The 23,088-nt window shown below is 30.1% G+C and carries 24 protein-coding genes; 1 reads left to right on the top strand and 23 read right to left on the bottom strand.

Annotated features, from left to right (window positions below):
* Positions 1-9: 9 nt before the first annotated feature.
* The 22 genes from era to gpr form a co-directional block, all read right to left on the bottom strand.
* A complete protein-coding gene (gene era / locus ACI48Q_RS05940) occupies positions 10-891 on the bottom strand; it encodes a GTPase Era (protein ID WP_474918340.1) in 882 nt (293 codons plus the stop codon).
* Positions 892-900: 9 nt separating this feature from the next.
* Positions 901-1,299: a cytidine deaminase gene (locus ACI48Q_RS05935; RefSeq protein WP_474918122.1), complete on the bottom strand. Its 399-nt coding sequence runs from the start codon at positions 1,297-1,299 to the stop codon at positions 901-903.
* Positions 1,300-1,378: 79 nt separating this feature from the next.
* A complete protein-coding gene (locus ACI48Q_RS05930) occupies positions 1,379-2,077 on the bottom strand; it encodes a diacylglycerol kinase (RefSeq protein ID WP_474918121.1) in 699 nt (232 codons plus the stop codon).
* 61 nt (positions 2,078-2,138) lie between these two features.
* Complete coding sequence (ybeY, locus tag ACI48Q_RS05925) at positions 2,139-2,639, bottom strand: rRNA maturation RNase YbeY (RefSeq protein WP_474918120.1); 501 nt, start codon at positions 2,637-2,639, stop codon at positions 2,139-2,141.
* Positions 2,639-4,783 (bottom strand): HD family phosphohydrolase, encoded by a 2,145-nt coding sequence (locus ACI48Q_RS05920; RefSeq protein WP_474918119.1) that lies wholly within the window; start codon positions 4,781-4,783, stop codon positions 2,639-2,641. The genes ybeY and ACI48Q_RS05920 overlap by 1 nt, the downstream gene beginning before the upstream one ends.
* 31 nt (positions 4,784-4,814) lie before the next feature.
* Entirely contained in the window at positions 4,815-5,969 is a 1,155-nt protein-coding gene (gene yqfD / locus ACI48Q_RS05915) for a sporulation protein YqfD (RefSeq protein WP_474918118.1), read from the bottom strand.
* Positions 5,953-6,276: a sporulation protein YqfC gene (gene yqfC / locus ACI48Q_RS05910; RefSeq protein ID WP_474918117.1), complete on the bottom strand. Its 324-nt coding sequence runs from the start codon at positions 6,274-6,276 to the stop codon at positions 5,953-5,955. Before yqfC ends, yqfD begins: the two co-directional genes overlap by 17 nt.
* A 114-nt stretch (positions 6,277-6,390) precedes the next feature.
* Complete coding sequence (locus ACI48Q_RS05905; protein ID WP_474918116.1) at positions 6,391-6,840, bottom strand: GatB/YqeY domain-containing protein; 450 nt, start codon at positions 6,838-6,840, stop codon at positions 6,391-6,393.
* A 26-nt stretch (positions 6,841-6,866) separates the two neighbouring features.
* Complete coding sequence (gene rpsU, locus ACI48Q_RS05900) at positions 6,867-7,043, bottom strand: 30S ribosomal protein S21 (RefSeq protein ID WP_010292600.1); 177 nt, start codon at positions 7,041-7,043, stop codon at positions 6,867-6,869.
* Positions 7,044-7,180: 137 nt separating this feature from the next.
* Positions 7,181-7,525, bottom strand: a complete 345-nt coding sequence (locus ACI48Q_RS05895) for a histidine triad nucleotide-binding protein (RefSeq protein ID WP_474918115.1) — start codon at positions 7,523-7,525, stop codon at positions 7,181-7,183.
* Positions 7,526-7,653: 128 nt separating this feature from the next.
* Positions 7,654-8,952: a tRNA (N(6)-L-threonylcarbamoyladenosine(37)-C(2))-methylthiotransferase MtaB gene (mtaB, locus tag ACI48Q_RS05890; RefSeq protein ID WP_474918114.1), complete on the bottom strand. Its 1,299-nt coding sequence runs from the start codon at positions 8,950-8,952 to the stop codon at positions 7,654-7,656.
* A complete protein-coding gene (locus tag ACI48Q_RS05885) occupies positions 8,952-9,707 on the bottom strand; it encodes a 16S rRNA (uracil(1498)-N(3))-methyltransferase (protein WP_474918113.1) in 756 nt (251 codons plus the stop codon). The genes mtaB and ACI48Q_RS05885 overlap by 1 nt, the downstream gene beginning before the upstream one ends.
* A gap of 38 nt (positions 9,708-9,745) precedes the next feature.
* Positions 9,746-10,681, bottom strand: a complete 936-nt coding sequence (gene prmA / locus ACI48Q_RS05880) for a 50S ribosomal protein L11 methyltransferase (RefSeq protein ID WP_474918112.1) — start codon at positions 10,679-10,681, stop codon at positions 9,746-9,748.
* A 236-nt stretch (positions 10,682-10,917) separates the two neighbouring features.
* The gene (gene dnaJ / locus ACI48Q_RS05875; RefSeq protein WP_474918111.1) at positions 10,918-12,036 is read right to left on the bottom strand and encodes a molecular chaperone DnaJ; all 1,119 of its coding nucleotides are present in this window, start codon (positions 12,034-12,036) and stop codon (positions 10,918-10,920) included.
* A 165-nt stretch (positions 12,037-12,201) separates the two neighbouring features.
* Entirely contained in the window at positions 12,202-14,043 is a 1,842-nt protein-coding gene (gene dnaK / locus ACI48Q_RS05870; RefSeq protein ID WP_474918110.1) for a molecular chaperone DnaK, read from the bottom strand.
* 18 nt (positions 14,044-14,061) lie between these two features.
* On the bottom strand, positions 14,062-14,715 hold the full coding sequence (gene grpE, locus ACI48Q_RS05865; protein WP_474918109.1) for a nucleotide exchange factor GrpE: 654 nt from the start codon (positions 14,713-14,715) through the stop codon (positions 14,062-14,064).
* A 22-nt stretch (positions 14,716-14,737) separates the two neighbouring features.
* On the bottom strand, positions 14,738-15,775 hold the full coding sequence (gene hrcA / locus ACI48Q_RS05860) for a heat-inducible transcriptional repressor HrcA (RefSeq protein ID WP_474918108.1): 1,038 nt from the start codon (positions 15,773-15,775) through the stop codon (positions 14,738-14,740).
* Positions 15,776-15,865: 90 nt separating this feature from the next.
* Complete coding sequence (hemW, locus tag ACI48Q_RS05855) at positions 15,866-16,990, bottom strand: radical SAM family heme chaperone HemW (RefSeq protein ID WP_474918107.1); 1,125 nt, start codon at positions 16,988-16,990, stop codon at positions 15,866-15,868.
* 71 nt (positions 16,991-17,061) lie between these two features.
* Complete coding sequence (gene lepA, locus ACI48Q_RS05850; protein ID WP_474918106.1) at positions 17,062-18,867, bottom strand: translation elongation factor 4; 1,806 nt, start codon at positions 18,865-18,867, stop codon at positions 17,062-17,064.
* A gap of 137 nt (positions 18,868-19,004) precedes the next feature.
* Positions 19,005-19,271, bottom strand: coding sequence for a hypothetical protein (locus tag ACI48Q_RS05845; RefSeq protein ID WP_474918105.1), 267 nt, complete (start codon positions 19,269-19,271; stop codon positions 19,005-19,007).
* 102 nt (positions 19,272-19,373) lie between these two features.
* Positions 19,374-20,408, bottom strand: a complete 1,035-nt coding sequence (locus ACI48Q_RS05840) for a stage II sporulation protein P (RefSeq protein WP_474918104.1) — start codon at positions 20,406-20,408, stop codon at positions 19,374-19,376.
* Between the two features lie 105 nt (positions 20,409-20,513).
* Positions 20,514-21,500, bottom strand: a complete 987-nt coding sequence (gene gpr / locus ACI48Q_RS05835; RefSeq protein WP_474918103.1) for a GPR endopeptidase — start codon at positions 21,498-21,500, stop codon at positions 20,514-20,516.
* A gap of 226 nt (positions 21,501-21,726) precedes the next feature.
* Here gpr and rpsT point away from each other — a divergent pair, with 226 nt between their 5' ends.
* Positions 21,727-21,993: a 30S ribosomal protein S20 gene (rpsT, locus tag ACI48Q_RS05830; protein ID WP_474918102.1), complete on the top strand. Its 267-nt coding sequence runs from the start codon at positions 21,727-21,729 to the stop codon at positions 21,991-21,993.
* A gap of 37 nt (positions 21,994-22,030) precedes the next feature.
* Here rpsT and holA read toward each other — a convergent pair whose 3' ends face one another.
* Complete coding sequence (gene holA, locus ACI48Q_RS05825) at positions 22,031-23,056, bottom strand: DNA polymerase III subunit delta (RefSeq protein WP_474918101.1); 1,026 nt, start codon at positions 23,054-23,056, stop codon at positions 22,031-22,033.
* Positions 23,057-23,088: the final 32 nt, after the last annotated feature.

Raw genomic sequence — 23,088 nt, 5'->3', positions numbered from 1 at the left:
TCCTAAAGGTTATTTATAACCAAGTTCCTTCAACATAAAGGAACTGTCTCTCCAGTCACCCTTTACCTTTACCCAAAGCTTTAGTGTAACTTTACATCCTAAAAATTTCTCTATGTCTTGCCTTGCATAAGTGGATATTTTTTTCATCATGCTCCCATTTTTACCAATAATAATACCCTTATGGGAGTTTTTTTCACATAACATATTTCCTTCTATTAGATAGCTATTATCTTCTCTTTTTTTCATAGTTATTAATTCAACAGCTATTCCATGGGGAACCTCTTGTGATAAGAGTCTCAAAGCTTTTTCTCTAATGATTTCACCAACTATAAATCTTTCATTTTGGTCAGTAATCATATCTTCAGGATAATACATTGGTCCTTCTGGAAGTTCCATAGAGATTAGTTCTAAAAGCTTATCAGTATTTTTACCATTTATAGCTGATATAGGAATTATCTGCTTAAAATCATAAAGCTTTGAATATTCCTCTAAAGTTTTAGCCACTCTTTCATTTGTATTTTCATCTATTTTATTTAATACTAAAAAAATTGGAGTTTCACAGTCTTTTAATTGTTCAAGAATATATATATCTCCCCTATTAGGTTCATCACTAGGGTTAACTAGAAAAAGCACTAAATCTACCTCTTTTAAAGAATCTTTTGCTATTTTAACCATATATTCACCTAATTTATGTTTTGGCTTATGCATTCCTGGAGTATCAACAAATACTATTTGATACTCATCTTTAGTTAATATAGTCTGTATATTATTTCTTGTAGTTTGTGGTCTACTAGATACTATAGATAGTTTTTCACCCATTAAATTATTAAGTAATGTAGATTTTCCTACATTTGGTCTTCCTATAATTGTTATAAATCCTGATTTCAATATGTTTCCTCCTTATTTTAGCAAGTCTTCTTTTGTGAATGCTCCTGGTAAAATGTCTTCCAGGGTTTTTATTACATAATCACTTTCATTTTTTATCACTATTATAATTATGTCTTTATCTGCAAATTCCGCAATGACCTGTCTACAGATACCGCAAGGTGATGTGTATGTTGACATATCTCCAACAACAGCTATTTTTTTTATCATTTTATATCCTTCTGATACTGCTTTAAATATAGCTGTTCTCTCTGCGCAATTGGTTGCTCCATAAGATGCATTTTCTATATTACATCCCGTAAAAATCTTACCATCTTCCATTTCAACTGCAGCTCCTACTGCAAAATTAGAGTAAGGTACATATGCTTTTTCTCTTGCTTCTATTGCTAATTTTACTAAATCTCTATTTTCCATAAGGCTAACCTCCACTATAATTTCTTATTAGTACATCAATTATATCACTTTATAATATATTTTCAATAAAATCAACTTTTTATCCCAGTAATTGGTATAATAATAAAGTCAGTAAACACCCAAAAGCTCCACCAAGTGTTACCTCTATAATTGAATGAATTTCCGAGTCAACTCTACTTTGTGCTACAATTAATGCTAGTAAAAAAGCCAATATCATTATTAATGGTTCACTAGTAAGTAATGTTATAGTAGTAGCCACTGAAAAAGCTAGTGCACTATGTCCACTTGGCATTCCTCCTCTTAATGGAGTTCCTTCATCATAAATAGCCTTTACAACTATAGTGGCTATACTCACAATAACTAACATTATGAATATCATATGTGAATCAAAGTTCTTTATTTTTAAAAGTATTGTAATTGAGAAGGGTAATACCTTATCATAGAATATAATATATGCCACTAAAAGTGCATTTAAAGCAGTGATTAGAACTGCTCCTGCTGCTACATTTTTAGCTATTTTTGCAAGGGGGTGATAATAATTTGTAGTAGCATCTATTGCAGCTTCCACAGCAGTATTTATCATTTCTGCTACAATAACCATAGTTATGGTTATTGTTAATACTAAGAGTTCCATTTTTGTTAAATCAAAGAAAAAACATCCTATGAGAACTATCATTGCTACTACCATGTGTATTCTCATATTTCTTTGAGTTCTTATAGAATATATTATTCCCTCAATAGCATAATTAAAACTATCAACCAGTTTCTTTACTTTCATTCATTATCCCACCTTAAACAAATTGACATGGCAAATAACCATGTCATTTATTACTGCTTAACTATCGTTTAATGTTAAAGTTCTTTAATATATATTCCTCTCGCTCTCTCATCTTAACCTTATCTTTTTCCTCCATATGATCATATCCTAGAAGATGAAGTACTGAATGTACTACTAAATAGCATACTTCTCGTTTAAAGGAATGCCCATACTCTATACTTTGTTCTAATGCCCTCTCTATGGATATAGCCATATCTCCTAAAATTAAAACACCTTCATTGAAATCACTTGGAGCCAAATTTTCCTTGCTATATACATCCTTAAAAACCTGACCATTAGGATAATCTAACATGGGAAAGGATAATACATCTGTAACCTTATCTATTTCTCTCATATCCATATTAATTTCTCTAATCTCTTCATTATCTACAAATATTATGCTAATCTCATACTCTAAATTTACTTTTTCTTCGCTTAGAGTGTATTGGACTACTTCTTCAATAACACTTTCTACTTCTTCATTTACTTGAACTTTACATTGTCTATTATCTATATATATCATTATTCCTTCTCCTTATTCTCATTATTCAGCTTTTCTTTTGGATATTCAATTCTTTCATGATATATTCCTGTCAAAACCTTTAAAAAGCTTTCTCTTATAGATTCAATATCTTTAAAAGTTAAATCTGAATTAATAAGCTGATTATCATCTATTTTCCCCTTTATGATATTATTAACCATACTCTCTACTTTCTCTTTAGTAGGATTTGATATAGACCTAACAGCTGCTTCTACACTATCTGCCATCATTACCAGAGCTGCCTCCTTTGAAATAGGTGCTGGTCCTCTATATTTATAGTCTTCCTCTTTGACTTCATCTGGATGTTCACTATTATTTCTCATTGTAATATAAAAATATTTTACTAGTGAATCTCCATGATGCTGTGCTATTACGTCAATAATAGCTTTTGGAAGTCCATACTTTTCTCCTAACTTAACACCATCATCTACATGTGAAATAATTATTAATGCACTTAATGATGGAGTTATATCATCATGAGGATTATCCATCCCTAGCTGATTCTCTTTAAAATAGTAAGGCCTTTCTAATTTTCCAACATCATGATAATAAGCAGCAACTCTTGTAAGAATAGGATTTGCTCCTACTTTTTCAGCAGCCATTTCTGAAAGATTTGCCACTAGTACAGAATGATGATATGTACCAGGAGCTTCTAATAGCAATCTTTTAATCAAAGGATTATTAGGATTTGCTAATTCTAATAGTTTTATATTAGTTACTAAATGAAATATATTCTCTAAAAACGGAAGTATACCTATAGCTAATATTCCGGAAATTATACCAGCTAATCCAGTGAACAATGCTCTTTTTAAAATCATTGGTACATTTGTATTTAAAAAATATCCTATACCCGTAGCAAACAATATATTTATGGCACCTATAGCTACTGATGTATATAATATATCATTTCTTTGTTGCACTCTCTTTAGTAAAATTGGAGCTACTATGGAGTTTATCAAGGCTATTAATATAACATCTACTGAAAATTCCGTAATATATGCCATAAAAACTACATTAAGAATACTGATTATCAAAGAAATTCTATCATTAATTAGTACACATAAAAGAATTGGCACACAGGCAAATGGAATCACATAAGGGGAAAATCCTACAATAGCTCTTCCAACTATTATAGTAAAGATAGTTAAAATATTTATAACTAATAATTTGTCATTATCCTCATATATTTCCTTACATTTCCCTTTCATATATATCCATTGTAATCCTATAATACCTACTACTATTATAATTAGTGCCAAGTGAAGGTTTATTGAAAAAGATTTATTGTTATCTAAAAGCCCTAATTCATTTAAAATCTCTATCTGATTTTCACTTATAGGTTGCCCTTCACTGATTATAGTCTGGTCTTTTTTTATTATGACTGGCTTCACATTTTTAATCACTTCTTGCCTTGATTCTTCTGTTTTCTTATGATCAATAAAATAAGTAGTCTTAACTTGACTATATCCTATAGACATGCCTAACTCTTTTAAATTTTTAGAAAAGCTAGTATTATTAAAATATGCCGTTATATATCCTTGGGCTTTACTAACTTCCTCAGTATTATTCTCATGAATTGGCATACTGTCAAATAAATTATTTTCACATTCTATAATACTATTTTTAAGCTCATCTATCTGAGATTTACTTAAGGTCAACAATATATTATAATTGTCTACAGATAAATTTTTAATTGGACTTTTTTCTTTCAATAATTTTATTTTGTCATTCTTAATTTTATCCTCTGCTTCCTGTCTCTTTTCTGGTGATATTTCTTCTTCATTAGATGGAATCTTAAAATTAATATCATTATTTACTTGCTCTACTGCCATAAAAAGCCCTTCAATATTTTGAATTGCATTCTTTCTAATATTAGCATCGTAAGTATATAATTCTTGTATATGTTTAAGCTCTTCTTCTATATTTTTTTGTGTAGATATTTTATCCTCTACATCTCTTGAAGCTTTTATATCAAATCTTGCAATATCACCTGGCCGTAAATTGTATTTTTTCGTCACTAATGTTGAACTTAAAATCATATAGATTATAATCATAGTCCCTATAAATATTATATAGGGTTTTAACTTAGGTAACTTAATTTTTTTATATATTTTTTTATATCCCATATTTTTCACCCTCTAAATATAAAGAACCTCATTATTTAGACGTTTCAGTACCTCTTCCACTAACTTCACTTTGCTCTTTTGCAATATTTTCTTCTACAGTCATTATTACTCTAACTACATATTTACCATTCATATTCTTTACTTCTGGGATCACACTTAGAACTTTTGTTGATTTGTCCAAATTTAATTTAATTTTGTTCTCTAATTCCCTAATTATTTCTTGTGGATTTATAGGAACCTTTATTTCTTCAATTTCATAATAAGTTTCTTCATTTAAAAATTTATTTTTATTTTCTATTTTATCATAATTTGTAAAGTTGTTTAATGAATTTTTTATATAAACCTTTTTATTTTTTATATTTATATAATAATTCCTAAAATATTTTCCTGTTTTCCTTCTCTCAATAGTCTCCACAGGATCTTCCTTGGTTTCTTCATAAAACGTAGTGGCATATACTTTTCCTTCAGCCTTAACACTAAATTCCATACCCTCCTTACCTTCTTGTCCCATAACTATTAAATCTCCAGCCTTTACTATATCACCAGGCATTTTAACTGAGGTACCAGCTTTGGCATATATTCTATTTATAATTCCATCTTTAGAAGCCACTATATTTCCTGTGTATTTTTTTTCCGCTATAGTTGGAGGTTCTTGCCTTTCTATTATCTCTACAGACAATTTAGAACCGGCTATTCTGGTTTTTACCCACATTACTTCATCTATATCTCTAATGATATTCTCCTCTAATTTTTGCATATCTAGTGAGCTTTTTCTACTTCCTATCATAATATCATAACTCTTTAATAGATTTCTAACTTCTAGTGGTGATAGATATTTATCAGTCTTAATATTAACTTCCCAAATAAACCCCGATAAATAATAAATTATTCCAAGAAATATTACTATTCCACCCATAAGTAGCTTTCTTCTTCCTAATTTTATTTTTAGAAAATCAGCACCCCTTCTATCTATTATCTTCATTTTTCCCTTTGACTTACTAACTATATCTCTTAAGTAATTATAATCCTTTAATTTTATTTGTAAATTCATAGAGTATGCATTATTCTTCTTAATTTTTCTTATTTCTATGGAGTTCTTCCACAAATAGTTTAATATTTTTTCGTTATATATACTTTCTATCCTTACTATAATATAGCTTTTTTTAAAATTATCTAATTTCTTCATAATTTTCATACACAATAGCCTTAAATATTCCACTTATAGTTATTGTGTTTCCTCCCACAAAAATAATTATAAGATTTTCACCCCATATTTTTATAGCTCCTAAAGAAGTATTTACTATTATTTCTCTCTCATCAAATTTTATTATTCCCTTATGGTTTTCTATAGTAATTTCTTTTTTTGCTACAACTGTTATTTTGGGTAGATTTAAAGCTATATCTTCTGGCAATTCTAATTCACTTATTAACTTCTCTTTCATTCTATCAAATTTGCTTCCCAACTTTATCACCTCAAACTCATAAAATTTCATAGCACCTCTTTTAATTTTATGAGTTTTAATATTGATAAATTACTCTCATTTAAAATAAAACCAACTTATATATTTGAATAAATTTAAAAGAACTCAGCATATGCTGAGTTCTTTCTATTTATTCAAATATTCTTTAACTATTTGACTTATAATTTTTCCATCTGCACGACCATTTACTTTAGGTCTTATATCAGACATAATTTTTCCCATATCTTTCATGCTACTAGCGCCAAGTTTTTGGGCTGACTCTATAACAATTTCTCGAATTTCATCTTCTGTTAACTGCTGAGGAAGGTATTGTAGCAAGATTTCTATTTCACGATTAGTATCGTCAACTAAGTCTTGTCTATTGCCTTTTTCAAATTCCACCAAAGCATCACGTCTTTGTTTTACTTCCTTAGCTAAAATCTCAATAATTTCTTCATCATTAAGATTTGAAGCGCCAGCCTTTTCAACTAATAAAATAGCTGCTTTAGCCATGCTAATTACACTTGCTCTAAATTTATCTTTTTGTTTAAGAGCATTTTTCCAGTCTTCCTGTAATTTTTCCTTAAGGAATGACATTCTTAAAACAACCTTCTTTCAAAATCCTACTTGAATTTTCTCTTTCTAGCAGCTTCTGATTTTTTCTTTCTTTTTACACTTGGTTTTTCATAATGTTCTCTCTTTCTAACTTCTGAAAGAACACCAGCTCTTGCGCATTTTTTCTTAAATCTTCTTAATGCATTCTCTAATGATTCATTTTCTCCAACTTTTATCTCTGACATTTATTATCCCTCCCTCCGCTAGCTCAATTCAAATTTAATTAAAAGTAGCCAATGCGAGGCCTAAATAGCACATTTTCAATTATACAATTCACATTGTGTAATGTCAAGATTTTCGGCACTTTTTATTTTAAGTGAATTTAACCTGGTGGCCACTTTAAATTCCTTCCTCCTAATATGTGGAAATGTAGATGATTTACTGTTTGCCCACCTTTTTCTCCTATATTAGTCACTACCCTATAGCCTTCTTCATATATGCCAACTTCCTTAGCTATGTTAGGAATTTTAGTAAATATATATGAAATTATATGATTATTCTCGGCATTTATATAATTCAAAGAAGTTATATGATCCTTTGGTATAATTAATATATGCACTGGGGCTTCAGGACTTATATCTTTAAATACTAAAATTTTTTCATCCTCGTAAATCTTTGAAGATGGAATTTCCCCTTTTGCTATCTTACAAAATAAACAATTCTCCATGAAATCACCTCCAATTTATAAAATATTGATATATATGTATTTCTACATTTTATGATTTTTTCCTTTATTTTTCTTTTTAACATACTTCTAATATAATATATTAATAATTATGCTAAAGGTACCTCTAATTATATAATTCCATCCATATGTTCACCTTGAATATGAGTAAGTTTTGTATTAATTACTTTCCCTCTTAAATCTTCTTCACTATAAGTGATTACTTTAATGTAATTTTCAGTATATCCAACAAAATAATTTTTATTATTTGTAAGCTCTTCTTCATATAAAACTCTCATATTTCTATCTATATAAATTGCCATAAATTCTTTTTCTAAATTTTCATTAAGATTTATTAATTTTTTACTTCGCTGTTCCTTTAATTTTCCATCAACTTGAAAAGGCATAGTAGCTGCTTTTGTACCTTCTCTTTCGCTATATTTAAATATATGCATCTTACTTAATTTTATATCCTTCAAAAATTTATAAGTTAACTCAAATTCTTCTTCAGATTCTCCTGGAAACCCTACTATAATATCTGTGGTTATAGAAACATCTTTTAGTCTCTTTCTAAGATTTTCTACTACCTCTTTATAAATCTCTGTAGTGTAATGCCTATTCATCCTTTTTAGTGTTCCATTGCATCCACTTTGAAGAGAAAGATGAAAATGAGGACACAAATTCTTAAGTAGTGATATTCTATCTATAACTTCTTCTGTGAAAAACGTAGGATCTATAGAACCTATTCTTATTCTTTCTATTCCATGTATTTTATCTATTTCTTCAAGAATTTTCACAAGATTCCAATCACCCTTTAAATCTACTCCATAAGAAGCGGTATGGACTCCTGATAATATTATTTCCTTAAATCCATTCTTAGAAAGTTCTTTCACTTCACTTATTATTCTTTCAGGTTTTTTGCTACACACAGCTCCTCTAGCAAAAGGAATCAAGCAATAAGAACAGAACCTGTTACAGCCATCTTGAATTTTTAAAAAAGCCCTTGTTTTATCTTGATAATCTTCAATAGATAAATTTTCAAATTCTTTATTTTTTAAAACATCATTTACCTCTACAACTTGAGATTTTTCTTCTCTAGCTCTATTTACCCAATATACTATGTCACCTTTATTTCTTGTACCTAATACTACATCTACTCCGGATATCTTAGAAATTTCTTCAGAAGCAATCTGAGAATAACATCCTACCACTGCAATAATAGCGTCTTCATTTTTACGCCTAGCTCTACTTATCATTTGACGTGATTTTTTATCCCCCATATTGGTTACAGTACAAGTATTAATTACATATACATCAGCATACTCTTCAAATCCTACTACTTCATATCCTTCTTTAATAAATTTCTCAGTCATAGCCTCTGACTCATATACATTAACTCTACATCCTAATGTTGCTAGTGCAACTTTCATTATTTATTTCCTCCTAAATCTCCAAGCTCATACATTACAAGACTCAGTGTCACAAAACCTGCTGTTTCTGTTCTAAGTATTCTTGGTCCTAAGGTTATAATATATGCCCCTAATTCCTCTAAAGTACTTATTTCACTTTCTTCAAAGCCACCCTCTGGTCCTATAATTATAGCTACACTTTTTATTTTATTATCTACTAATTTACTTCTTAAATATTTCATTCCTTGATTGGATTTATTCTCATAAGGAACAACAATCAAATCATATTCTCTTAAATCTACCAATAATTCCTTAAACTCTATAGGCGTATTTATTTCAGGAATGGAACTCCTTTTACTCTGTTTACAAGCCTCTAATGCTATCCTGTTCCATCTATCTACCTTTTTAAATTCAGAAGTTTCATTTCCTTTTACTACAACCCTCTCAGTAATAATTGGTGTAATACTATTAACTCCAAGTTCTGTGCATTTCTGAGCTATTAGGTCCATTTTAGCAGCTTTAGGCATCCCCTGATATAAATGGACCATAATTGGACTCTCATTATTTAATTCTACCTCTTTTATTAAAACTACCTTTACTTCTTTTTTATTTACCTCTTGAATCTCTCCTAAGTACTCTGTTCCTTTACAATCATTTATGTTAACATTATCTCCATTTTGTAGTCTCAGCACCTTATATATATGCTTTACATCATCACCATTAATAATACAAATATTCCCACAAATATTACTTTTATCAACAAAAAATTTATGCATAAATCATAACTCCTATCAAATATCAAAGTTAAATTTGCCTATTTCTTAGCAACTATACAAACCCATTCTCCATCTTCAAAAATTTCATCTATTTTAAAATCTAAATTCTGTAATTTTTCTATTACAGCGTCTCTTTTATCTTTAATTATTCCAGATGAAATAAAATATCCATCTTCTTCTATAAACTTTTTAACTCCTTCAGCTAAAAACATAATTATATCCGCCATTATATTAGCTATAACTATTTGTGCTCTTCCTTCAACTACTTCCATTAAATCACCATTAACTATATCTATATTATCTAAGTGATTAAATTCTACGTTACTTTTAGCCGACTCTACCGCTACTGGATCTAAATCTACTCCTACTACTTTCTTGGCACCAAGCTTAGCAGCTGCTATAGAAAGTATACCTGAACCTGTACCTATGTCAAATACTGTATATTCTTTTTTAGTATATTTCTCTAAAGCTTTTATACACATTCTAGTAGTTTCATGGGTTCCAGTCCCAAATGCCATACCTGGATCCAACTCTATTACTAATTCATCATTAGTTTTTTCGTAATTTTCCCAAATAGGCTTTATTACTATCTTCTCACCTATCTTTGTTGGCTTATAATATTTTTTCCAATTATTTTCCCATTGCTCTTCATTCACCTTATTTGATGTTACTATACCTTCCCCTTTTGAGAACCCAAATTCCGGTAGTTTTTCTACGCTTTCTTCTATATATTTTAATGTTTCACTAAAGCTTTCATCCTCTTTGAAGTATCCTTTTACTACTGCTCCTTCTTTTATATTCAATACGGCTTCATCAAAATAATCCCAGTAGCCTGGATTTTTCTTTTTAAACTCTACATCCTCAGAATCCTCTATAGATACTCCCTTGACATCGCAATTATAAAAAAAGCCTGATACTGCTTCCGTAGCTTCACTACTAGTTATTACAGTAACCTCTATCCAATTTTTATCCATTTTATCTCCTCCAAGTCATATAAATCCAACTTAAATCTTACTATTATAGTTTATAACCAATTCTCTCAACTGGATTTTTACAAAGATCTTCAATTGTCAATTATATAATTATAAGTTTTATCATAAATTAAATCAATAAGGCATCTGAAGAAAAATAACTAATGATTTTTTTCAAGATGCCTAAGTACATATAATTAAAAAACTTCGTCTTTAAACGAAGTTTTTTAATAGTAAATCTATTTACTGAAAAATCCTTTTTTATGTTTTCTTTTTTCAGCTATACCGTCTACATTTTCTCCACTAGCCTCCATAAACATCTCTAAAGCCTCTACTTGTTTATCGTTAAGAGCTTTAGGAACATCCACTATAACTTTCACATAGTGATCTCCTCTTCCAGCTGAATTAACCCTTGGAACACCTTTTCCTTTTAATCTAAATACAGTTCCTGGTTGAGTTCCTGCTGGTATTTTATAAGTCACATCTCCATCTACAGTTGGGACCTTAATATCAGTTCCTAATGCTGCTTTAGCAAAAGAAACATGAGTCTCCATATGGATATCAAATCCTTGACGTTTAAAATCTCTATGTGAAGCTACTCTAATATTTATATATAAATCCCCTGCTGGTCCACCATTTTCTCCTGTTTCTCCTTGACCCCTAAGAGGCATTACATTTCCGCTGTCAACTCCAGCTGGTATATTAATTGTAACATTTCTTGTTTTTCTCTCTTTTCCTGTTCCTCTACAACTTGAACAAGGATTTTCAATAGTTTTACCAGTTCCTCCACAAGAATCACAAGTTGCTGTGGTTGAAATAACTCCTATTGGTGTCCTTCTTTGAATTTGAATTTGACCTTTTCCATTACATTTAGAGCAAGTTTTAGGAGAAGTTCCTGCCTTAGCTCCAGTTCCTCCACAAGTTTCACACTTTTCTTTTCTTGTAACTGAGATTTCCTTTGTACACCCAAATACAGCTTCTTCAAAGGTTAAGTTTAGCATATGCTCTAAATCAGCACCTTTTCTTGGGGCATTTTTGCTTCTTCCAGAAGAGAATCCTCCACCAAAAATATCACTAAAAATGTCTCCAAAACCTCCAAAACCTCCAAAATCAAAACCATCAAATCCTTGACCATTAAAGTCTGCAGTACCAAATTGGTCATATCTTTGTCTTTTTTCTGAATCTGACAATACTTGATAAGCCTCATTTAATTCTTTAAACTTTTCTTCTGCTTCTTTATTATCTGGATTTCTATCAGGATGATATTTTAATGCTGCTTTTTTAAACGCTCTCTTTATATCTTCTTCACTGGCATCTTTATCTATACCAAGTATTTCATAATAGTCCTTATTTGCCATCTTAATTTTCACCACCTATTTTACTCTGTTTTATATATTAAAACATATTAGGTATAAATTCAACCATAAATAGTTTATGTATTTATCTTAAGAATTGATACACATTACATGAATGCTTAAATTAAGGGATGAGCTTTCACCCGTCCCTTAATTTATATTATCTAATTAATCTACTTTAAAATCCGCATCTACTACATTATCATCTTTTGGACCTTGGTTAGCTCCTCCACCCATGTTGTTTGGATCAAAACCCTCTGCTCCTGGTTGTGCTCCTTCTTGCTGATATATTTTAGAAGATATTGCATAGAACTCTTGAGTTAATTCTTCTATAGCTTTTTTAATAGCTTCTATATCTTCTCCATCTTTAACAGATTTTAAAACTTGTATTCTTTGCTCAACTTTAGCTTTATCTTCAGAAGAAACCTTATCACCTAATTCACCTAAAGTTTTTTCTGTTTGATATATAATTTGGTCTGCATTATTCTTTGTTTCAATTTCTTCTTTTCTCTTTTTATCTTCTTCTGCAAATCTCTCTGCTTCATTAACGGCATTTTGGATTTCATCTTCATTTAAATTAGTTGAAGCTGTAATTGTAATATTAGCTTCTTTCCCTGTTCCCTTATCCTTAGCAGAAACTTTAACTATACCATTAGCATCGATATCAAAAGTAACTTCTATTTGAGGAATTCCTCTTGGAGCTGGTGCAATTCCTGAAAGTGTGAATCTTCCAAGAGTCTTGTTATCTGCAGCCATTTGTCTTTCACCTTGAACAACGTGAATTTCAACTGATGTCTGACCATCTGCTGCTGTTGAGAACACCTGGCTCTTCTTAGTAGGAATTGTAGTATTTCTTTCGATTAATGGTGTAGCTATTCCACCCATAGTTTCAATTCCAAGCGTTAATGGTGTAACATCTAATAATAATACATCCTTAACCTCTCCTGTTAATACTCCACCTTGAATAGCTGCTCCTGCTGCAACACATTCATCTGGATTTACTCCTTTTGAAGGCTCTTTTCCAGTAAAGTTTTTAACTGCCTCTTGAACCGCTGGAGTTCTTGTAGATCCTCCAACTAATACAATTTTATCTATTTCATTTATTGTAAGTCCAGCATCTTGTAATGCCTTTCTCATAGGCTCTATAGTTCTTTGTACTAAATCATGAGTTAACTCATTAAATTTAGCTCTTGTTAAATTCATATCTATGTGTTTTGGACCTGTAGCATCTGCAGTTATAAATGGAAGATTGATATTTGTTTGCATTGATGAAGATAACTCTATTTTAGCTTTTTCAGCAGCTTCTTTTAATCTTTGAAGAGCCATCTTATCATTTCTTAAATCAATACCATTCTCTGCTTTAAATGTATCAGCAATATAATCCATAACTTTTTGGTCAAAGTCATCTCCACCAAGACGAGTATCTCCATTTGTAGCTTTAACTTCAAATACTCCGTCTCCAAGCTCTAATATAGATACGTCGAAAGTACCTCCACCTAAGTCATAAACAAATATCTTTTGATTTGTATCCATTTTATCAAGACCATAAGCAAGTGATGCTGCTGTTGGCTCATTTATTATTCTTTTAACATCAAGGCCAGCTATTCTTCCAGCATCTTTAGTTGCTTGTCTTTGGCTATCGTTAAAATATGCTGGTACTGTAATAACCGCTTCAGTTACGCTCTCTCCAAGATAAGCCTCTGCATCTGCTTTGATTTTTTGAAGAACCATAGCTGAAATTTCTTGAGGTGTATATTCTTTTCCATCTATATTTACTTTATGATTAGTTCCCATATGTCTCTTAATAGACATTATAGTTTTTTCAGGATTAGTTATTGCTTGTCTTTTAGCAACCTGTCCTGCTAACCTTTCACTATTAGGTAAAAAAGATACTACTGAGGGAGTAGTTCTCGCACCTTCTGAATTAGGTATAATTACAGCATCTCCTCCCTCCATTACTGCAACACATGAGTTAGTTGTTCCTAAGTCGATTCCAATTATTTTTCCCATAATGATTTCCTCCTAAAATTAATTTGCAACTTTTACCATGCTATATCTTAATATTTTATTTCCTTTTTTATATCCCTTCTGGAATACTTCACAAACTTGATTAGCACCAATTTTTTCGTCTTCAACATGCATTACTGCATTGTGAAAATTAGGATCAAAATCACCCTCTGCTTGTATTTCTTCAACTCCAAGTTTTTCTAGAGATGAATTAAATTGCTTTATAGTGATTTCTATTCCTTTTTTTAGGTCTTCTGCACTTCCTTCTACAGAAATTGCACGTTCCAAGTTGTCTAACACTGGTAATAATTCCTTTAATATGTCTTCACAAGAATCTGCATATATATTTTCCTTTTCTTTTTGTGTCCTTTTTCTGTAATTGTCATACTCAGCTATTGTTCTTAAAAGCTTATCCTTTGTAGAATCTAGTTCTTCTTTTAATTTTACATTTTCTTCTTTTAAATTTTTAAACTTTAGCATATCATTTTCTTCCTCTGCTTTCTCCGAAGAGGCTTTACTTTCTTCATTATTTTCAGTTTCCACCTTTTCATTACAACATGCTGACCCTTCACAATTACACTTATTTGTATTTTCTTTTTCTACAGATTCCTCTTGGTTAACCTCTAAATTTTGTTGTTTTTCCTCTGGATTATTCTGCAATGTACTTTCCTCCATTCCAACTAAATAAGAAATAACCTTATTTATATATTTTTGAAATATTAAAATTTATTTCTTTAACAATTGTGTCTAGTATTGATATAACTCTGCTATAAGGGATTCTAGTAGGTCCAATTACCCCTATAGTCCCTAATATATTTCCATTATAACTATAACTAGCAGTTATAACACTACATTCTTTAGCACCTTCCATAAAGTTTTCTTCTCCTATTTTTACAGAGAATATTCCTTCATTAAGATTATCATCTAATAAACTTTTTAGATTTTCTTTATCATTTATTAATCCAAAAAATTCTCTTGCCTTCTGAATGTCATTATATTCTTGATAATTTAAAATATTCGTATATCCTTTTGTATAAATTTCATTTCCTTCACTACTTATTAAAGTTTCATATAATACTGGAATTATAGCATCGAATATTTCTTCATATCCTCTTAGTCCATTTTTTAAATTCAATAAAAATTCTAAAGTTATCTGTTCAACAGTTACTCCTATTAGATATTTATTTAGTATATTATTTACTTTTAAAAATGTAGAGTCGTCTATATTGTTATTTACTCTTATAACATTATTCCTAATATCTCCATTATCTACCATCACAGTAGACAATATAGTATTATGGTCTAAGGGTATAAGTTTAATTAACTTTACAGAAAACTTCTTCACCGAAGGTGCTTTTACCAGTGAAGTTAGCATGGTCAAATCTGAAAGAATATTAGTTGCTACATTAAGAATTTTATCTACTTCATAAAAGGCTATATCCATTAAGTAATTTTTTATGGCTTCATACTCATCTTGAGTAATCTTTGTCGGAGTCATTAGTTTATCTACATAAAGCCTATATCCTTTATCTGAAGGCTTTCTACCAGAAGATGAATGAAGTTGTTCTAAAAAACCCATCTCTTCCAAGTCAGCCATTTCATTTCTTATAGTAGCTGAACTAATTCCTAGATCATACTTTTTTGCTATGGTTCTAGAACCCACTGGCTCTCCATAATTTATATAGTCATTTATTATAGCCTGAAGTATTCTTATTTTTCTTTCATCCATATCCATATCATCACCTCATTATTAGCACTCACCACCTTCGAGTGCTAACGACTATACTAAAAACATATCACGTCAAAGATGAAATGTCAATAGTATTTATAATAAAAAATCTGCCATAATTATATTGCTCAATTCAATTCCCTTTGAAGTTAAATATAATCTCTTATTCTTCTCTTCTATGAATTGTAGCTTTTTATATTTCTCTATAATTTTTCCATAGAAATGATATACTGAACAATTAAATTTCTTGTAAAATTCTTCAATGCTTATTCCTTCTATCTTTCTTAGTCCTAGAAACATAAATTCCTCTATATCATCCTTAATTTCATTTTTTATTTTTTCAACTATAGCACTGTTGTTCTTTTCTATTTTTAATATATATTCTTCTATATTTTCTTCGTTTCTATACCTAAAGCCTTCATGATAAGAATGAGATGCCGATCCACACCCTATATAATCACCCAAATTCCAATATATTAAATTATGTTTACATTCATAACTTTTCTTTGAAAAATTCGATATTTCATATTGTTCATATCCATTTTTCTCTAAAGCGTTTACGGCATAGTAATACATCTGTCTTTCCACACCTTCTTCTGGAAGCATTAATTCATTTTTCTCATTTAACTTATAAAAAGCTGTTCCTTCTTCAATTATTAAACCATAACAAGATACATGCTCTGGCTCTAAATCTATTATTGTATCTAGAGTATTCTTCCATTGATGGATATCTTGATTTGGAAGACCAAACATTAAATCTACATTTATGTTATTAAATCCGACTTTTTTAGCAAGATTATAATTCTCCTTAAATGTATGGAAATTATGAATTCTCCCCAAAATGTTTAAAAGTCCATCATCACAGGACTGCAATCCTATACTTAATCTATTGACTCCCATTTCTTTCATTAATGTCAACTTTTCTATATCTAAAGTTCCAGGATTACACTCCATAGTAAATTCACATTGTTCTTTAAATTTCAATTCTGAAATTGTTTTTAGCAAGATTTTCAAATCCTTTAGTCCTAAATAACTTGGAGTACCTCCACCAATAAATATACTTTTTACTATATGATCTTTAGTTTTTTCTTTGATTTCCTTATTTAAAGCCAGCACATATCTCTCTTCTAAGCTCTCTTTACCACTATAGGATGGGAAGTCACAATACCTACACTTTTGCTTACAAAAGGGTATATGAATATAAAGTCCTATCTCCTTCATTTTCAAACCTCCTATAATATAAAAATAAGGACCATTCATAGTCCTTATTTTTATATCACAAAGTATATATCTTAATCTACTTTCAATACTGCCATAAATGCCTCTTGTGGTACTTCTACACTTCCCACCTGTCTCATTCTCTTTTTTCCTTCTTTTTGCTTCTCTAAAAGTTTTTTCTTTCTTGTAATATCTCCACCATAACACTTTGCAAGTACGTCTTTTCTCATAGCTTTAACTGTTTCCCTAGCTATTACTTTAGATCCAATTGCAGCTTGTATAGGAACTTCAAACATTTGTCTTGGAATTATCTCCTTAAGCTTCTCAGCCATTACTCTTCCTCTGTGATATGCTCTATCAGCTGGAACTATCATAGATAGTGCATCTACTATATCTCCATTAAGTAATATATCAAGCTTAACTAGCTTTGTTTGCTTATAGCCTTTAAACTCATAATCAAAAGACGCATACCCCTTAGTTCTTGATTTTAAAGCATCAAAAAAATCATAGACTATTTCATTGAGAGGAATATCATAATTTATTACGACTCTAGTTTCTTCTATATATTGCATATCTATAAATATGCCTCTTTTCTCTTGACACAACTCCATTACTGCTCCTACATAATCTGATGGAGCTATTATAGACGCCTTCACCTCTGGCTCTTCCATATATTCAATTTCAGTAGGTTCAGGTAGATTCGTTGGATTTGTTATCTCTATTAGCTCTCCATCGGTTTTCATAATTTTATATATAACTGAAGGAGCAGTGGTTATAATATCCAAATTGAACTCTCTTTCAATTCTCTCTTGAATTATTTCCATGTGTAAAAGTCCAAGGAATCCACATCTAAATCCAAATCCTAAGGCTATAGATGTTTCAGGTTCAAAAGATAATGCTGCATCATTTAATTGAAGTTTCTCTAGTGCTTCTTTTAAATTCTCATATTTAGCACCATCTACAGGATATATTCCACTAAACACCATAGGAATTGCTGGCCTATATCCTTCCATAGCTTCTTTAGCTGGTCTATTGGCCTCTGTTATAGTGTCTCCAGCTCTAGCATCTTTTACGTTTTTAATAGATGCACTTAAATATCCAACATCTCCTGCTTTAAGTTCTTCAATTGGCAGTGGACTTGGAGTAAATACTCCTACTTCAGTAACTTCATAGGTTTTATTAGTGGCCATAAGCTTTATTTTTGTTCCTGGTTTTACTGAACCATCAAAAACTCTTATGTACGTCACTACTCCTTTATAACTATCATAATATGAATCGAATATTAAGGCCTTCAGTGGAGCCTCTTCATCCCCTGTTGGTGCTGGAACTTTCTTTACTATACTATCAAGTACATCTTTTATATTAAGTCCAGTTTTTGCTGATATTAAAGGTGCATCATCTGCTGGTATACCTATAATATCTTCAATCTCTTTTTTTGCATCTTCTGGTCTTGCACTAGCTAAGTCTATTTTATTTATAACTGGTGCTATTTCTAAATTATGATCTAGAGCTAAATAGCAATTAGCTAGAGTCTGAGCCTGTATACCTTGAGTAGCATCTACTACTAGCACCGCTCCCTCACAAGCCGCTAAGCTTCTTGACACTTCATAGTTAAAATCTACATGACCAGGAGTGTCTATTAGATTTAAAATATATTCTTCTCCGTTCTCTGTCTTATAAACAAGTCTAGCTGCCTGAGCCTTAATAGTTATTCCTCTTTCCCTCTCTAGATCCATATTATCTAATATTTGAGCTTCCATTTCTCTCTCTGTTAAAGTTCCTGTAGCTTCAAGTAATCTATCTGCTAAAGTGGATTTTCCATGGTCTATATGCGCTACTATAGAAAAATTTCTTATGTATTGTTGTCTATTACTTTGCATTAAATTTACCCCCGTAAATGTATTTATATAATTATGTTTTAAAATTAGTATCTTACCTTATAATAAATCACAGTAAATTATACCATAATAATAAGGATTTTTGTCAATACTAACTCAATGTATACGTAAAAATCCACTTATTCAAGTACATTATAAACTTCTTCCTTAATTGTATTTACTATTTTTCCAGCCCCTTTAGCAAAGTCCCTAAAAATTTGTATATTAAATATTATATTAGTATTTCCAATATCAATTACTATTTTGGAATTATCTTTACTCATGTATATAGCAAAGGCTGATTGTTCCTTTATTATTTCTGGCAATGTCATATTCACCTTTACTATTCCATATATTCCTAAAATTAAAGTTACTACCATTAATAATTTAAGCATTTTTTTCTTCATAAATTACATCTTATACCTCTTTTGATTTTTCTATTGAACCAAAATAAAAGAGTACCCTCCTATTTAAATAGTGTACTCTTTTTGTATATTTTATTCATTTTTCTACTTACCATTTAAGTGTTCTGCAAAAACCCTTGCAATATATTTCATAGTATTTTTTGCCTCCTGTAATGTATTGCTAGAAGCTCCTACTTCTAACAATATGGCATTGTCACTTAGGTCCTGATTATAACACTTTATGCCACTTTGATTAATTTGTATATTTCGCTCTCTAAAAATCTCTGGATAGGTTTTCTTAGCTATTCCAAATATAGAATTTATATTATTCATATGCGCTTTATATCTTGGATCTTGTTCTGTTGTAACTAACATCATTCTCGCTACATTTTCTTCATTTATGTTAGCGGTTACATGTTTTTTCTCTGGTCCTGCATCTCTGTGCATATCTATTATTAAATCAAAATCCCCATAGCTATTCAAATATTTATTCAACGTCTCCCTTGATTTATAATATGCTCTATTATAATCTAAGTCATGTATTGTCTTATCATGTACTACAGTAAATCCATACTTCTCCAATTCCTTTGTCAATTCATCTCCAACAGATGCCATATTTTGTGTACTATCTGTTTTTCTTGTTTCACTTGAGTAGGCTTCTGTAGTATGAGTATGATAAATCAACACTTTCTTTTTAGAATTATCCGCTGGATTTCCTACCATGTTAGCTACTTCATCCTGCTTCTTAATGTCCTTCTCATCTAGCTTAAATGGATTTATTACTATCTGCTCAACTAATTTTGAATGTTCCTCTATATTTTGCTCTTTTATTACCTGTTTTACTGTACTATTCTGTAAAAAACCTATCTCGTTTGTTACTATGTTCAATGGATTTATTTCAAACATTCCTAATAAGCGTTTTTCGCCATCATCATAGGCAAAAGCTTCTAAAGAACTAATATTGCTATTTATTAAATCCATAAATAATTCACTAAAATTTATAGTCTCAGATTTTATTGAATTTTCTTTTGCCTTTATTGGATTTGCAAATATAGTACATAATATAATAATTATAACAACTGTAACTAATATGTTAATAAACTTAATACTCTTCTTTGACTTATTCCTTTGGTATTTCATTTTCTTCCCTCCTGTAAATAACTCAAATAATATATCCTTTATTATATTTGAATTATATGAGGGATTTTTTTATATTATTACCTGTTAAAAAATAAGTTACATTAGCTAACTTATATACTTATTTATATCATCTAAGGTTAAGGCTGGCTGAAGTGCTATATTTATGCCATTAGCAATAATTTTAGATACACTTTCTATAACCTTATCTATATCTTTAGGGGTAACTACTAAGCTTCCTAAATTAGGATCTAATACTTCCCTAATTAATTTTTGCTTTTCATCTTTATCTAGGTCATTTAGCATATTATAAAAAGCTGTTCCTTCTTTAGCCTCAGATATTAAACTATCAATAACTGAATCTATAGTATCATTAGCTAATGTACCTGCGTCAACTACCGTTGGTATACCTATAGCTATAACGGGAACACCCAAGGTTTTTTCACTTAATTCCATTCTTCTATTACCAACACCTGCACCTGGTGAAATCCCTGTATTTCCTAGTTGTATAGTTCTGTTTACTCTTTGAGTTTTTCTAGCAGCTAATGCATCTATACAAATAACAAGACTTGGCTTTACTCTCTCTACTACTCCTCTAACAATTTCGCCAGTCTCTATTCCTGTCAATCCTAACACTCCCGGAGCAATAGCACAAACTGGTCTGACACCTTCATCTATACTATCAGGCACATAATCTTTTAAATGTCTGCTAACCATAAGCTTAGAAACTACCTGTGGCCCCACGGCATCTGGAGTTACATTCCAATTTCCTAGGCCTACAACCAATGCTGTCTTATCTTTATCTAAATTAACCAATTTAGATAGCTCTTTAGCTAAAACTTTACTTACATCTATTATTCTTTCCCCATCATAATAAACAAATTCTGGGAACTCCAGAGTTATATAGTTTCCTACAGGCTTTCCTAAAGCTTTTGATCCATGTTCATTGGTGATCTCTACTGCACTTACTATTACACTTCCATCTCTATATTCATCACTTTTCACTCCTGGAACCTCTCCTGGATTATTCTCTGAATAGTATTCTCTTGCCTCTAATGCCAAATCTGTTCTCACACTATAAAACTGGGTTTTCATTTTATTCTCCACCTTATCTTAATAATTTAAATTCTATAATTAGCTTTACCAAATATATTTTTAGTATTCTTTTATAATTCTTTAAATCATTTGTAAATATCATGAATAAATTGTACTTGAAGAACCTTTAAATTAATGTTATAATAGCTTTTGTTAAATAAGACTCGTACGCAGACTTCCCCAAAGCTGCTGAGACGTGATAAAAATACAAGGGGGTGAATTGATAATGGCAAATATTAAATCAGCTAAAAAAAGAATTAAAGTTACTCAAGCTAAAACTATGAGAAATACTATGATAAAATCAGCTTTAAAAACAAAAATAAAGAAATTTGAAGCTGCTATAGCTAGCAACGACGTTACATTAGCACAAGAGAGCTTCAAAGTTGTAGTTAAGGCTCTTGATATGGCTGCTTCTAAAGGAATACTACATAAGAATAAAGCAGCTAGAAAGCAATCTAGATTAGCAGTTAAATTAAACAACTTATCTGCTTAATACAAAATAAATTAAACCGGTGTTTTACACCGGTTATTTATTTATTCATCATAGATTTTACCATTAAAATTTCTATAGCATTTTTTTCATCTGAAAATGTAGTTTTTATTTCTTTCTCTGTATCTAAGCACAAATCTAAATTTATTTTTAATGTTTTTTCCGAAAAACTTCTACTTTGATTTATCATCTTTTCCGCAATATAGGGATTAAGTCTATACTTACCTACTATATCCTCTTTTGACTTTCTATTATTAACCATAATTTTTATTGATAACAATAATTTAAATTGTCTTTCTATCATTGCTAATATTTTTGTAGGTTTTTCACCTCTATATATGAGCTCATTTAATATATCAATGGAAGCTTTTATATTTCTCTCTGATAAATAGGATACTAAGTTAAAGATATCATTTTCCTTTTCATAAGGCGTTAGATTCACTATGTCCTCTCTAGTTATGTCCCTGCCTTCAGTAAATAGTATTAATTTTTCTATTTCATTGTTGACTATATTCATATTATTTTCAACTATGGAACAAAAATAAGCCAGTTCATTTTTCCCTATTTTTTTACCTTTATTATTAAATATATCTCTCACCTTACTCTGAAACGCCATACCTTTTAATTTATCTATTTTTATCACATCTCCTAAAGCCTCAAATCCCTTTAGCTTAGAAGAAATCTTTTCTCTATCACTCTCAAACAAGTAATGCATAACTAATACTGTATATTCTGGGATAATTTTTACATACTTTTTAAGCTCTCCTACATTAATTCCCTTTTCTTCCTTTTTACCATCTTTTAAAAAGTTGCTTCTATATACCTCTATGATTTTTTTATCACTCATAAAAGGTAATGTTTCACAGCTATTTATTATATCATCCTTAGTAATTTTTTCTCCATCAAATTTTATATAATTAAAATCTTTAAAATTATCATCAATTAATTTACACTTTAATGTATTTATACATTCTTTAATTAAATTTTCATCTGTACCACAGAAAATATATAAATTTTTTATTTTTCCACTATTTAAGCCCTTATAAAAATCATCTAAGGATATCATGAATGCTCCCCCTCTAGCTATTACATCATCTT

The organism is Clostridium sp. LXY-7 (assembly GCF_056172015.1).
Note: the sequence above shows the minus strand (reverse complement) of the source record. Positions and strands in the feature narration are given on the sequence as shown.

Excerpts from the sequence above, each read along its gene's own strand:
- mtaB (WP_474918114.1), bottom strand. The coding sequence starts at position 8,952 with ATGAAAGTTGCACTAGCAACATTAGGATGTAGAGTTAATGTATATGAG.
- ACI48Q_RS05920 (WP_474918119.1), bottom strand. The coding sequence starts at position 4,783 with ATGGGATATAAAAAAATATATAAAAAAATTAAGTTACCTAAGTTAAAA.
- yqfC (WP_474918117.1), bottom strand. The coding sequence starts at position 6,276 with ATGAAATTTTATGAGTTTGAGGTGATAAAGTTGGGAAGCAAATTTGAT.
- ACI48Q_RS05895 (WP_474918115.1), bottom strand. The coding sequence starts at position 7,525 with ATGGAGAATTGTTTATTTTGTAAGATAGCAAAAGGGGAAATTCCATCT.
- ACI48Q_RS05845 (WP_474918105.1), bottom strand. The coding sequence starts at position 19,271 with ATGAAGAAAAAAATGCTTAAATTATTAATGGTAGTAACTTTAATTTTA.
- dnaK (WP_474918110.1), bottom strand. The coding sequence starts at position 14,043 with ATGGGAAAAATAATTGGAATCGACTTAGGAACAACTAACTCATGTGTT.
- lepA (WP_474918106.1), bottom strand. The coding sequence starts at position 18,867 with ATGCAAAGTAATAGACAACAATACATAAGAAATTTTTCTATAGTAGCG.
- prmA (WP_474918112.1), bottom strand. The coding sequence starts at position 10,681 with ATGGATAAAAATTGGATAGAGGTTACTGTAATAACTAGTAGTGAAGCT.
- ACI48Q_RS05905 (WP_474918116.1), bottom strand. The coding sequence starts at position 6,840 with ATGTCATTCCTTAAGGAAAAATTACAGGAAGACTGGAAAAATGCTCTT.
- hemW (WP_474918107.1), bottom strand. The coding sequence starts at position 16,990 with ATGAAGGAGATAGGACTTTATATTCATATACCCTTTTGTAAGCAAAAG.
- rpsT (WP_474918102.1), top strand. The coding sequence starts at position 21,727 with ATGGCAAATATTAAATCAGCTAAAAAAAGAATTAAAGTTACTCAAGCT.
- rpsU (WP_010292600.1), bottom strand. The coding sequence starts at position 7,043 with ATGTCAGAGATAAAAGTTGGAGAAAATGAATCATTAGAGAATGCATTA.
- holA (WP_474918101.1), bottom strand. The coding sequence starts at position 23,056 with ATGATATCCTTAGATGATTTTTATAAGGGCTTAAATAGTGGAAAAATA.
- hrcA (WP_474918108.1), bottom strand. The coding sequence starts at position 15,775 with ATGGATATGGATGAAAGAAAAATAAGAATACTTCAGGCTATAATAAAT.
- ybeY (WP_474918120.1), bottom strand. The coding sequence starts at position 2,639 with ATGATATATATAGATAATAGACAATGTAAAGTTCAAGTAAATGAAGAA.
- dnaJ (WP_474918111.1), bottom strand. The coding sequence starts at position 12,036 with ATGGCAAATAAGGACTATTATGAAATACTTGGTATAGATAAAGATGCC.
- ACI48Q_RS05885 (WP_474918113.1), bottom strand. The coding sequence starts at position 9,707 with ATGCATAAATTTTTTGTTGATAAAAGTAATATTTGTGGGAATATTTGT.
- ACI48Q_RS05840 (WP_474918104.1), bottom strand. The coding sequence starts at position 20,408 with ATGAAATACCAAAGGAATAAGTCAAAGAAGAGTATTAAGTTTATTAAC.
- gpr (WP_474918103.1), bottom strand. The coding sequence starts at position 21,500 with ATGAAAACCCAGTTTTATAGTGTGAGAACAGATTTGGCATTAGAGGCA.
- ACI48Q_RS05935 (WP_474918122.1), bottom strand. The coding sequence starts at position 1,299 with ATGGAAAATAGAGATTTAGTAAAATTAGCAATAGAAGCAAGAGAAAAA.
- yqfD (WP_474918118.1), bottom strand. The coding sequence starts at position 5,969 with ATGAAGAAATTAGATAATTTTAAAAAAAGCTATATTATAGTAAGGATA.
- ACI48Q_RS05930 (WP_474918121.1), bottom strand. The coding sequence starts at position 2,077 with ATGAAAGTAAAGAAACTGGTTGATAGTTTTAATTATGCTATTGAGGGA.
- grpE (WP_474918109.1), bottom strand. The coding sequence starts at position 14,715 with ATGGAGGAAAGTACATTGCAGAATAATCCAGAGGAAAAACAACAAAAT.